The sequence below is a fragment of the Salinimicrobium profundisediminis genome, from assembly GCF_026241755.1.
GTDB classification, from domain to species: Bacteria; Bacteroidota; Bacteroidia; order Flavobacteriales; family Flavobacteriaceae; genus Salinimicrobium; species Salinimicrobium profundisediminis.
In genome coordinates this window covers 28,300-39,750 of sequence record NZ_JAPJDA010000031.1, presented here as the reverse complement: position 1 = coordinate 39,750, position 11,451 = coordinate 28,300, and the positions used below count along the sequence as shown (strand labels likewise).

At 41.9% G+C, this 11,451-nt stretch carries 12 protein-coding genes; 7 read left to right on the top strand and 5 right to left on the bottom strand.

From position 1 onward, the window contains the following. The first annotated feature begins 282 nt into the window (after window positions 1–282). From OQ279_RS15880 to OQ279_RS15850, 7 genes are all read left to right on the top strand, one after another. On the top strand, window positions 283–1,164 hold the full coding sequence (locus OQ279_RS15880; RefSeq protein WP_266071009.1) for an SDR family oxidoreductase: 882 nt from the start codon (window positions 283–285) through the stop codon (window positions 1,162–1,164). Between the two features lie 172 nt (window positions 1,165–1,336). After that, window positions 1,337–2,101, top strand: coding sequence for a ParA family protein (locus tag OQ279_RS15875; RefSeq protein ID WP_266071008.1), 765 nt, complete (start codon window positions 1,337–1,339; stop codon window positions 2,099–2,101). Between the two features lie 6 nt (window positions 2,102–2,107). Continuing rightward, window positions 2,108–3,013, top strand: a complete 906-nt coding sequence (locus OQ279_RS15870) for a ParB/RepB/Spo0J family partition protein (RefSeq protein WP_266071007.1) — start codon at window positions 2,108–2,110, stop codon at window positions 3,011–3,013. Next, window positions 3,009–3,587, top strand: a complete 579-nt coding sequence (locus OQ279_RS15865) for a DUF5683 domain-containing protein (protein WP_266071010.1) — start codon at window positions 3,009–3,011, stop codon at window positions 3,585–3,587. The genes OQ279_RS15870 and OQ279_RS15865 overlap by 5 nt, the downstream gene beginning before the upstream one ends. Further along, window positions 3,587–4,285 carry a 4-hydroxy-tetrahydrodipicolinate reductase gene (gene dapB, locus OQ279_RS15860; protein ID WP_266071005.1) on the top strand — a complete coding sequence of 233 codons (699 nt, stop codon included), beginning with the start codon at window positions 3,587–3,589 and terminating at the stop codon, window positions 4,283–4,285. The genes OQ279_RS15865 and dapB overlap by 1 nt, the downstream gene beginning before the upstream one ends. Before the next feature lie 40 nt (window positions 4,286–4,325). Further along, window positions 4,326–5,891 (top strand): signal peptidase I, encoded by a 1,566-nt coding sequence (gene lepB, locus OQ279_RS15855; RefSeq protein ID WP_266071004.1) that lies wholly within the window; start codon window positions 4,326–4,328, stop codon window positions 5,889–5,891. A gap of 9 nt (window positions 5,892–5,900) precedes the next feature. After that, window positions 5,901–6,533 (top strand): WbqC family protein, encoded by a 633-nt coding sequence (locus OQ279_RS15850; protein WP_266071003.1) that lies wholly within the window; start codon window positions 5,901–5,903, stop codon window positions 6,531–6,533. Here the strand turns inward: OQ279_RS15850 and OQ279_RS15845 are convergent. The 5 genes from OQ279_RS15845 to OQ279_RS15825 are packed head-to-tail and all read right to left on the bottom strand — an operon-like array spanning window position 6,522 to window position 11,391. Beyond that, window positions 6,522–7,559: an endonuclease/exonuclease/phosphatase family protein gene (locus OQ279_RS15845; RefSeq protein WP_266071002.1), complete on the bottom strand. Its 1,038-nt coding sequence runs from the start codon at window positions 7,557–7,559 to the stop codon at window positions 6,522–6,524. The two genes, OQ279_RS15850 and OQ279_RS15845, sit on opposite strands and share 12 nt — an antisense overlap. After that, entirely contained in the window at window positions 7,559–8,470 is a 912-nt protein-coding gene (locus OQ279_RS15840) for a rhomboid family intramembrane serine protease (protein WP_266071001.1), read from the bottom strand. Before OQ279_RS15840 ends, OQ279_RS15845 begins: the two co-directional genes overlap by 1 nt. Then, window positions 8,470–9,237, bottom strand: coding sequence for a rhomboid family intramembrane serine protease (locus tag OQ279_RS15835; protein WP_266071000.1), 768 nt, complete (start codon window positions 9,235–9,237; stop codon window positions 8,470–8,472). Before OQ279_RS15835 ends, OQ279_RS15840 begins: the two co-directional genes overlap by 1 nt. Next, window positions 9,238–11,091, bottom strand: coding sequence for a DNA mismatch repair endonuclease MutL (gene mutL / locus OQ279_RS15830; RefSeq protein ID WP_266070999.1), 1,854 nt, complete (start codon window positions 11,089–11,091; stop codon window positions 9,238–9,240). It lies immediately after the preceding gene. Further along, window positions 11,092–11,391 (bottom strand): hypothetical protein, encoded by a 300-nt coding sequence (locus OQ279_RS15825; RefSeq protein WP_266070998.1) that lies wholly within the window; start codon window positions 11,389–11,391, stop codon window positions 11,092–11,094. It abuts the gene before it with no gap. Window positions 11,392–11,451 lie beyond the last annotated feature (60 nt).

The window sequence follows — 11,451 nt, the reverse complement described above, 5'->3', positions numbered from 1 at the left end:
GCAGGTGCCGTAGCCGTTTTTGGCCCCGGTACAAAGATTAGTGAAGCAGCAATAAAACTTCTGGAAATCCTTATTGACGAGCCTAGTTAAAGTTTAAGGTTTAAGGTTTAAGGTTTAAGGTTTAAGGTTTAAGGTTTAAGGTTTAAGGTTTAAGGTTTAAGGTTTAAGGAAGTTCTCTGGAAAATTATAACATTAAAAAGAGACATGAAAAAGTTGTCAACAATCTCCATACTAACTACTCAATACTAACTACTCAATACTAACTACTAACTACCAACCACTATGGATTACACTCAAAAAATGCTTCGGGACGATGCGCTTAAAGGAAAAGTAATTGTCGTAACCGGCGGTGGCAGCGGCCTTGGAAAAGCGATGACAAAGTATTTTCTTGAACTGGGAGCAAAAGTAGCGATCACGTCAAGAAACCTGGAAAAACTACAGGGTACCGCTAAAGAGCTTGAAGAGCAAACCGGGGGCGAATGTTTGCCGGTACAGTGTGATGTAAGACATTACGAGCAGGTTGAAAACATGCTGCAACAAACAGTAGAGAAATTTGGTTCTGTAGATATTTTGCTGAACAACGCTGCCGGAAACTTTATTTCTCCCACAGAACGTTTAAGTGCCAATGCCTTTGACACCATTATTGACATAGTTTTAAAAGGCAGCAAGAACTGTACTTTAGCTTTTGGAAAACATTGGATCGACAAAGGTGAAGAGAATAAAACGGTATTAAATATTGTCACCACTTATGCCTGGACAGGCTCTGCTTATGTAGTGCCAAGTGCCACAGCAAAAGCCGGTGTACTTGCAATGACACGGTCGCTCGCCGTAGAATGGGCGAAATACGGCATAAGAATGAATGCCATTGCACCCGGACCTTTTCCAACCAAAGGCGCCTGGGACAGGCTACTTCCGGGAGACCTGAAGGAGAAGTTTGACCTGGCAAAAAAAGTGCCGCTAAAGCGGGTTGGAGAACATCAGGAACTGGCGAATCTGGCTGCCTATCTGGTTTCCGATTTTTCAGCTTATGTAAATGGAGAAGTGATCACCATTGATGGCGGCGAATGGCTTAAAGGAGCCGGACAATTCAATCTTCTGGAAGCAATTCCCGAGGAAATGTGGGATATGCTCGAGCAAATGATCAAGGCCAAAAAGAACAACTAAACTTTGGCTTCTTCCGAAGAAACCATTAAGAACAATTAACAGGATGAACCCTTTAAAATGCTATTTTTGAAGGGTTTTTTCTTTACAGGCTATGCTAAAAACCTGTTAACAATTTACCTTTCGTAAACCTATAATAAATTGTATTTTTACCCTTTAAATCCAAAATAACTGAATGGGTAAGATCATTGCCGTTGCAAATCAAAAAGGAGGTGTAGGTAAAACTACAACTTCAGTAAACCTGGCGGCATCTCTCGGGGTGCTTGAAAAAAAAGTTTTGCTCATCGATGCCGATCCGCAGGCGAATGCCACATCGGGTCTGGGAATAGATGTTGAATCGGTCGAGTTAGGAACTTACCAGTTACTGGAGCACTCTATTAAGGCTGAAGAAGCCATTATGAAAACTGAGTCCCCAAACCTCGACATCATCCCGGCACATATTGACCTGGTGGCCATAGAGATTGAGCTTGTTGACCAGGAAGAGCGGGAGTACATGCTGAAAAAGGCTATTGGACACCTTAGGGAACAATACGATTATGTGATCATTGACTGTGCGCCATCTTTGGGTCTGCTCACACTTAATGCCCTCACAGCAGCCGATTCGGTAATTATTCCTATTCAGTGTGAATATTTTGCTTTGGAAGGTCTTGGAAAACTTCTCAACACTATTAAAAGTGTTCAGAAAATACACAACGTAAAACTGGATATTGAAGGCCTACTGCTTACCATGTACGACTCCCGCCTACGGTTGTCTAACCAGGTGGTGGAAGAAGTACAAAAGCATTTTGACGAAATGGTGTTCAAAACAATCATTCAGCGAAATGTGCGTTTAAGTGAAGCCCCCAGTTATGGAGAGAGCATTATAAACTATGATGCCGGTAGTAAAGGTGCAAGTAACTATCTTAGTCTTGCACATGAAATTATAAAGAAAAACTCATAGGAGCAGATGGCGAAGGCGACAAAGAAACAAGCTTTGGGAAGAGGACTTTCAGCATTACTGAAGGATCCGCAAAATGATATAAAGTCGGCAGAAGATAAGAATGCAGATAAGCTGGTTGGGCACATTGTAGAGCTTGACCTTGATGCTATTGAAGTAAACCCTTTTCAGCCAAGAACAAGTTTCAATGAAGAGTCGCTGCGCGAACTCGCTTCTTCGATACGGGAATTAGGAGTTATTCAGCCTATTACGGTTAGAAAACTCGGTTATAACCAGTATCAACTCGTTTCGGGAGAAAGACGTTTTAGAGCGTCAAAACTGGTAGGCCTGCAAACCATTCCTGCCTATATTCGTATTGCCAACGACCAGGAATCACTGGAAATGGCTCTGGTAGAGAACATTCAGCGGCAGGACCTTGATCCTATTGAGATTTCATTATCTTACCAAAGACTTATTGATGAAATCAACCTTACCCAGGAACAATTGAGTGACCGAATTGGTAAAAATAGATCCACCATTGCCAATTACCTGAGGTTGCTAAAATTAGATCCAATTGTGCAGACGGGAATGCGCGACGGCTTTTTAAGCATGGGGCATGGAAGGGCACTCATCAATATTGAAGATCCACAGGTGCAATTGGATATCTATGAAAAAATACTTGCCAACTCTCTTTCGGTGCGGGAAACTGAAAAGTTGGTTAGAAACCTTCAGGAAGGAAAACCTGAAGTTAAAACAGCCACTTCTACCTCAAATATTTCCCGGGATGTAAAGAAAAGCATCAAAGAGTTTTCAGAAAAACTGGGGGCCAAGGTTGATGTTAAGGTGTCAAAAAAGGGAAATGGAAAGCTTATTATTCCTTTTACTTCCGAAGAAGATCTCAATCGCATTAAAAAGATCATTCAGGGTGAAGATTAAAAATCTCATAGCATTCTTTGTCACCTGTTTTTTTTTCCTGCAAGCCTCGGCACAGGAAGATTCCCTGCTGGTAGACCCGCAGCTGGTGATTGAAGAACCTGTCTACAAACCTTACGACCCGCTCTCTCCTGCCCGTGCTGCATTCTATTCGGCAGTACTTCCAGGGTTGGGCCAGGCATATAATGGGAAATACTGGAAAATTCCAATAGTTTATACTGCTCTTGGAGTGGGTATTTACTTCTATTTTGAAAATGACCGGCAGTATGATCGCTACCGCAGCGCCTACAAAAGCAGGCTCGCCGGAAATACCAATGATGAATTCTACGACGAGAACGGGGAACCCCGGGTATCGACAGACGGACTTATTGATGCACAACGTTTTTACCAGCGCAACAAAGAGGTTTCTATAATGGTTACCCTGGGGCTCTATGCATTAAATATTATTGACGCCAACGTTGATGCCCACCTGCAACAATTCAATGTAAGTGAAGATTTGTCACTTAAGCCAAATGTGGATTACGATCAATTTACCGGAACCACAGGATATGGCCTTACATTAAACTACAATTTTTGATGAAAATAGCTTTACTGGGTTACGGAAAAATGGGTAAGACCATTGAAAGACTAGCTGTAGAACGTGGCCATGAAATAGTACTAAAAGTTGATAATGATATTGATAACGCCGATCTTAGCCGGGCCGATGTTGCCATAGATTTTAGCGTTCCCGATGCTGCATTTAAGAACATCACCGCCTGTTTTGAAAAACAAGTTCCGGTGGTTTCGGGAACTACGGGATGGCTTAAACGATATGACGAAGCTGTAGAGATTTGCAAAAAACAAGAGGCCGCTTTTATTTATGCTTCCAATTACAGCCTGGGCGTGAATCTTTTTTTTGAACTCAACAGGAACCTTGCGAAACTCATGCAGAGGTTTTCGGAATACAACGTGGCGATAGAGGAAATTCACCACACCCAGAAACTGGATGCGCCAAGTGGCACGGCGATCACTCTGGCCGAGCAGATCATTGAAAATTCAGATAAAACCGGATGGCAGCTGGATAGTATCCGGGAGAACGAAATTCCTGTAACAGCCAAAAGGATAGAAAATGTTCCCGGCACCCATACAATCTCCTACAATTCGGAGGTTGACACCATTAAAATAGAACATGTAGCCCATTCCCGTGATGGTTTTGCCCTTGGTGCCATCATAGCAGCCGAGTGGCTTCAGCATAAAAAGGGAGTTTTCAGCATGAAAGACGTGCTGGGCTTGTAACAGAATCGTACTACGGCAGACCAATAAATAAACTACGCTCATGACTTTTACAAACTGGCTTTTGTTTGTTCTTCTTATTCAGCTTATCCATTTCGCAGGAACCTGGAAACTTTATCAAAAAGCAGGACGCAAAGCCTGGGAGGCAGCAATACCCGTATACAATGCGGTAATCTTAATGAAGATCATTAACAGGCCGTGGTGGTGGGTACTTCTACTTTTCATCCCTATAGTTAATCTCATTATGTTTCCCGTGATTTGGGTGGAAACCGTGCGTAGCTTTGGGCGTACTTCTACTACAGATACTGTACTGGCGGTGGTTACCTGCGGCCTTTACATATACTACCTCAATTACCTGAGCGACGTTAAATACAGGGAAGACCGCAGCCTGCACCCGGGTACTGCTGCAGGGGAATGGATAAGTTCTATTCTCTTTGCCATAGTCGCTGCTACTATCGTACACACTTATGTAATGCAGCCGTTCACTATCCCAACTTCTTCTCTTGAAAAGACGCTGCTGGTGGGAGATTACTTGTTTGTAAGTAAATTTCACTACGGGGCCCGTACGCCAATCACTTCAATTGCATTTCCTATGGTGCACGATACCATTCCTGTACTGGGGCTAAAGTCATACTGGAACAAACCTCATATTCCCTATTTCAGGATTCCTGGGTTTCAGGATATTGATCGCACTGATATTGTGGTCTTCAACTGGCCGGTAGATACCGTGAGAAAGTTCCGGGATCAATCGGGAGTACGTTATGATAAGCCTATAGACAAGAAGTCGAATTATGTAAAAAGGGCTGTTGGTTTGCCGGGAGATTCTCTTGAAATTATTAACGGAAAGGTTCATATAAACAACCAGCCTCTTGAGTTACCCGACAGGGCTAAGCCACAATACTCTTATGCCGGTACTACAAAAGGCCAGGGCTTTGATCCTTATACAATGTACAAGATGTATGATATTACCGATGCGTTTTATCAGGATCCTAATACCAACCAGTTTTACATACAGTCTTTAACCGAAGAAAACTACCAAAGACTAAAGAACCATCCCAATGTTGCCTCTCTGGAAAAAATTACAACTCCGGCTGGCCAAAAGGATGTGAAGATCTTTCCAAACAACAACAGGTTTAACTGGAATTCTGACAATATGGGGCCTCTTTATATCCCTAAAGAAGGAACTACTGTAAAGATCACACCCGAGACTGTAGGTCTTTACCGCTTAATTATTGAAACTTATGAGGGCCTAGAAATGGGCCGGGAAAGGAAGATCTCCCTTAGAGACGATAAGGTATTTTTGAATGGACAGCCTTTAGAATCCTACACTTTTGAGCAGGATTACTACTTTATGATGGGAGACAACCGGAATAACAGTGAAGATAGCCGCTACTGGGGTTATGTTCCCGAAAATCATATTGTGGGGAAACCTGTCTTTATATGGATGAGCCTGGATCCTAATGCTTCAGGTCTTAGCAAAATAAGATGGGAACGTATGTTTACTACTGTAGGAGGACAGGGAGAACCGGTTTCTTACCTACCTTACTTCCTGGTTGTAATAGTTGGACTTTTTGGATATAGCTTTTTCAGAAAAAAGAAGACCAAATAAGAATTTTTAATGCAGAAGTTGCTTTTACATCCTGCCTATTTTGGCCCTGTCTCTCAATTTGTGGCCATGGTCAATGCACATGAGCTTGTTTTTGAAAATGAAGACAATTATCAAAAACAAACCTATCGCAACCGCATGTACATTTATGGTGCCAACGGAAAGTTACTGCTTAACATTCCTATTAAGCACACCGGCAACAAGTCTGGACATCAAAAATATAAGGATATAAAAATTGAGAACGATTTCCCCTGGCAAAAGCAGCATTGGAAATCTTTGGAAACCGTTTACCGCACCTCCCCTTTCTTTGAGTTCTATGAAGATGAGTTCTACCCGCTCTATCACCGCGAGTTTGACTATTTAATGGATTTCAATTACCATTGCCTCGAACTTACTTTGGATTGCCTGCAATTAGAGCTTAACTATAAAAAGACGGAAGAATACTTTAAAGTACCGACAGGCCTTCTTGACGGAAGATCACTGATTGAAGCTAAAAAAAACGAACCTCAGTCAATAGAACCCTACTTCCAGGTTTTTAAAGAAAAATACGGCTTTTTAAATGATCTTAGTATTGTGGATCTTATTTTTAACGAAGGTCCAAACGCTCTCAACTATTTACAGAGCCAGAAAATCTCATTGCCCTAACCTAAGATTTGCCGTGATGGGAAAATGGTCTGAATAAGGAACCATGTGGTTCTGAAAAGTAAGGATCCCCATTGATTCCTGCGGCAGGATAAAGTCTATGCGAAGAGGTAAGATCTCAAATATTTCGAAGGTCTTTCCAAAGCCATTGCCGGCTTCTTTATAAGCATCGTTGAATCCAATATCTCTTAGTTCACGATAAATATAAGAATACGCCGTATTATTAAAATCTCCAAGAATAATTGCGGGATAAGGACTTGACAGCACCGACTCTTTTACCAACTTCATTTGCCGCTCCTGTTTTACAAAGGTCTGTCCCATCCCAAAAAGCACTTTTTTAGAGTGCTCTTTTTCGATATTGTTCAGGTTTGGCTTGATACCAAAAGATTGAAAATGTACATTTAGTACCCTTACGGTGTCACCGTTCTTTACAATATCTGCATAGATAGCATTATTGTTACTGGTTGTAGGAAAATCTAAAGAACCGGAGTTTATAATAGGATATTTTGAGAAGAGGGCAAGACCAAACTCAGCATTCTTCTCTTTAAGCTTAATATATTCATAAGGGAAACTTTTTGCTATTTCCAGCTCCCCTTTATAATACTCCTGCATTGCCACAACATCGGGATCCTGCTCTTTCATGAATGCCGTTATCTTCTGCGGAATATCCACATCATCGGCCCAGCCATACTGATTAAACTGCCGTACATTGTAGGTCATGATCTTGAGCACATTGTCTTCAACCATGCCATCTTCTTCCGAAGAAACCTCGTAAACAGATGTCACATGGTTAAACCCCAGCAAGAGTACAACGAGGGAGAGGATTGCCTGCCGTTTTAACCTGAATAGCCAGAACAGTAAAAAAATGATATTGATAATGATTAACAGAGGTACTCCCAAACTGAATACCGAAAGCAGGGCGAACTTCCCAGGTGGTATGTAGGGTAACAGATAAGAAAATAGCAATGCCAGCGCAAAGAGTATGTTTAGCAAGAATAGGAACCTGTCAAACCAGTTGAGACCTTTCATCAATTGTCTTTTCCTGCGTTGAACAAATAGTCCTTTTCCTGCTTGGTAAGGCTGTCATAGCCGCTTTTACCAATCTTATCTAAAATAGCATCTATTTTTTCCTGTTCCTCCTTTTTGTTGCGCATTCCGCCACTATAACGCCCAGAACTACTTCCTGCTGACTTTCTTTTGTGAACGGTCTTTAAATTACTCCTTTTACCGGAAGCATTACCTGATGAGAACATGGAGCCAATCCAGTCCAGCAGCTTCTCAAAACCACTTGCAATATTGTTTCCTTTACCAAGTTGTTTCGCGTATAAATAACCAAAGCCGGCACCTCCCAAATGCGCCAGGTGGCCTCCGGGATTTGAAATTGGTATCTGGATCACATCCAGAACTACCAAGAAAGCTGCAATCCACCATAATTTAATACTACCAAGCAAAATAAGCCGCACTCTCATGTGAGGAATATGGGTTGCAATTCCCACTAGAATTGCCATTACTGCAGCCGAAGCGCCTATTAAATAAGACCTTCCCGTTCCCTGAAAAGCAGGAAATAAGTTATAACTGGCCATATAAACAAGTGCCCCGAAAATACCTCCCAAAAAGTAGAAATTCAGAAGCTTTTTTGGAGAGAAATAAGTGAGGAAATAGACCCCCGAAAAGTACAAAATCAACATGTTTGACAGCAAATGCCAAAGGCCACTGTGAAGAAAAGCATAGGTGATAATAGACCAGGGCTTAAATAAAAATTCCCCCGGCTCCTTCGGAAACACTAACCACTCCAGAATAGAATCTGCATCAAAACTAAACAGGAATGCCAGGGTTTTAAAGAAGAAAAAAAGCACAAAGGCAATAACGTTGACAGCGATGAGTTTTTCGCTCACCGTAGCCATTGCAATCTTTGCTCTTATGTTATCCCTACTTCTCATTAATCCCAACGGTTTTGGTTAAACTGGTTCTTTTTCCAGTACCACATCATGATAAAACCAAAGAGAGCGCCACCCAGGTGTGCAAAGTGAGCAATCCCTCCTCCAAATATAGAATATCCAGTCAAACCGGAAAAGAGGTCAAGTGCAATTAATGCCGGAATAAAAAACTTTGCCTTTATGGGTACCGGTACAAAGAGCAGGAACAACTCCACATTTGGGAACATCATTCCAAACGCTACAAGGATTCCATATATTGCACCCGATGCTCCCACAGCAGGCGTAAGGTAAGTCTGGAACATCGTCCTCAAAACATCCTGATCTACACCCTGAGGGATCCTAAACTCGCCACTGCTGGCAATAGAAGCATAAGACTTCCGCAAATACTGTTCTACCTCTGTAGTGCCAAACCCGGCATCGAGAAGAGCACTGTACCCAGCCTGAAAATGATAGTAATTAACAAGTGTGTGAATAATGGCAGCTCCAATTCCTGCCGAAAAGTAGAAGAAAAGAAATTTGTTCTTTCCCAGCACCTGCTCTATAGGGCTTCCAAATGCCCATAGCGCATACATATTGAAGAGAATATGAAATATACTGCTGGGGTCATGCATAAACATGTGCGTAACCACCTGCCAAAACTGGAAATTATCATTTTCAATAAACCAAAGGGAAAACAATTGATAGGCCTGATCCCCCAAAACCTGGCTCCCTATATAAACTATGACATTAATAATCAAAAGAACCTTTACGGTTTCGGTCATTCTTCCCATTTACATGAACTTTTTATCTAATTCGTCTACAGTTAAGGTAATAAATACAGGTTTATTAAAAGGCGATAAGCTTGATTCTTTACAGGCAAACAGACTATTCACAATATTTTGTTGTTCTGCAATATTTAAAGCGGTCCCCGATTTTACAGCCATCCCTCTCGACAGGGATTTTGCCAGCGTATCTACCTGCGAAAAAGCCGCTCCCGGCACTTCATTTTCCAGGTCTAGCAACAGCTGCTCAAGTAAAATCTCCACCTCGCTTTCTGAAATAAGCGTTGGAATTCCGCTGATCTCCACGCCATCTTTCTTTACTTCTGAAAAAATAAAACCGGTTTGCTCCAGGGAATCTTTGATCTCCTTAAGCAACTCCATCTCATTAGTAGAAAACTGGATAGTTAACGGGAATAATAACTGCTGGCTAACAGCCGAAGTAACCGTAATATTCTTTAGCAACTCTTCATACAAAATCCTGGTATGGGCGCGTTGCTGGTCAATAACGAGAATTCCGCTTTTTAAGGTAGTGACAATATACTTTTTATTAAGCTGAAAAGTAGTACCTCCGGCTTCCCCTTCATCTTTCAACCCAAAGAGGTTACCTGTAACCTGGTCACTTTCAAACTCTACCTGTGTTCTTGTAGAAAAACTTTCGGTTCCTTCACTCCGCAAACCGTTATACAGGCTTTGCCAGCTGCCGGCCGACTTTTCTGTTCTGTAGTTTGGAGTGTATCCTCCTCCCGACCTTTCCGTTTTAAACGGATTAAAATTAGGATCTACCTCTACCTTTGGAGGAGTGATCTCCTTTTGAGAAAAATCATAAGGCGTATCAAGGCTCGAATCCCGGTCAAAATCAAGTACCGGTGCTACATTGAACTGCCCCAGGCTATGTTTTATTGAACTGCGCAAGATGGTATAAAGCGCATGCTCGTCATCAAATTTTATTTCAGTCTTTGTGGGGTGTATATTGATGTCAATACTTTTAGGGTCAACATCAAGAAAGAGAAAATAACTGGGGTAAGCTTTATCTTTTAGAAGTCCTTCAAAGGCTGCAGTCACAGCATGATTGAGGTAAGGACTTTTAATAAACCTGTCATTGACAAAAAAGAACTGTTCTCCCCTGCCCTTTTTGGCAAATTCGGGTTTCCCTACAAAACCATGTATTTTTACTATAGCGGTATCTTCCTCTACCGGCACCAGTTTTTCATTGGTCTTCCCGCCAAAAATATTCACAATGCGTTGCCGGTAATTGGCTTCAGGTAACTGGAAAAGTTCACTGCCGTTGTGAAAAAGGGAAAATTGTATAGCAGGATGCGCCAATGCGACTCTTTGGAATTCATCTATTACATGACGCAGTTCAACCGTGTCACTTTTAAGAAAATTCCTGCGGGCAGGAATGTTATAAAAAAGGTTCTTAACACAAATGGTAGTTCCAACCGGGGTAACGCAGGCTTCCTGCGAAGTGACTTCACTGCTTTCAATTTTAATACAGGTTCCCACTTCGTCATCCTGCCGCCGTGATTTGAGTTCAACATGCGCAATTGCGGCAATAGATGCAAGCGCCTCACCTCTAAACCCTTTAGTTTTAAGACTGAATAGGTCTTCGGCCGAATTGATCTTGGAAGTGGCATGCCGTTCAAAACACAATCGTGCATCGGTGACGCTCATGCCTTTTCCGTTATCGGTAACCTGAATAAGTGTCTTTCCAGCTTCTTTTACAAGGATCTTTATATTGGTACCGCCGGCATCAATAGCGTTTTCCAGCAATTCCTTAATAACAGAAGCCGGCCTCTGTACCACCTCACCTGCTGCTATTTGATTGGCGACATGGTCTGGCAGGAGATGAATAACATCTGTCATTTAATAGGGATTGCTAAAAATGGATAAATCAAAGTCTATGATCCACAGGAATATAAGAACAAGAATGGCAATGATGACAAGAACCGTTTTATTGATTTCCCTGTTTCCACGGTGGCGGCTACTTTCACGCGCCTCTTTCCACTGGGATCCAAAATCTACGGCATTGGTAGCCTGCCTGAACTTGTTGATCTTGGTATCGAAACTGTAAACATTCCCGGTATCCTTGCCTTTATAGTAACGCGGAGTATAGTTATACCGATTGTTCTTCTTGCGTGCTGAAAAAATGTTGAGTTTTAGCATTACTTCTTTTTATTTCCCGGAAATATCAAATTTACTGAAAATGCTCAAAATTTCCGAAGT

Bases quoted from the DNA above. Each gene is read 5' to 3' on its own strand.
- OQ279_RS15875 (WP_266071008.1), top strand. From the start codon at position 1,337: ATGGGTAAGATCATTGCCGTTGCAAATCAAAAAGGAGGTGTAGGTAAA.
- OQ279_RS15850 (WP_266071003.1), top strand. From the start codon at position 5,901: ATGCAGAAGTTGCTTTTACATCCTGCCTATTTTGGCCCTGTCTCTCAA.
- OQ279_RS15840 (WP_266071001.1), bottom strand. From the start codon at position 8,470: ATGAGAAGTAGGGATAACATAAGAGCAAAGATTGCAATGGCTACGGTG.
- OQ279_RS15880 (WP_266071009.1), top strand. From the start codon at position 283: ATGGATTACACTCAAAAAATGCTTCGGGACGATGCGCTTAAAGGAAAA.
- OQ279_RS15870 (WP_266071007.1), top strand. From the start codon at position 2,108: ATGGCGAAGGCGACAAAGAAACAAGCTTTGGGAAGAGGACTTTCAGCA.
- OQ279_RS15825 (WP_266070998.1), bottom strand. From the start codon at position 11,391: ATGCTAAAACTCAACATTTTTTCAGCACGCAAGAAGAACAATCGGTAT.
- OQ279_RS15835 (WP_266071000.1), bottom strand. From the start codon at position 9,237: ATGGGAAGAATGACCGAAACCGTAAAGGTTCTTTTGATTATTAATGTC.
- mutL (WP_266070999.1), bottom strand. From the start codon at position 11,091: ATGACAGATGTTATTCATCTCCTGCCAGACCATGTCGCCAATCAAATA.
- OQ279_RS15845 (WP_266071002.1), bottom strand. From the start codon at position 7,559: ATGAAAGGTCTCAACTGGTTTGACAGGTTCCTATTCTTGCTAAACATA.
- dapB (WP_266071005.1), top strand. From the start codon at position 3,587: ATGAAAATAGCTTTACTGGGTTACGGAAAAATGGGTAAGACCATTGAA.
- lepB (WP_266071004.1), top strand. From the start codon at position 4,326: ATGACTTTTACAAACTGGCTTTTGTTTGTTCTTCTTATTCAGCTTATC.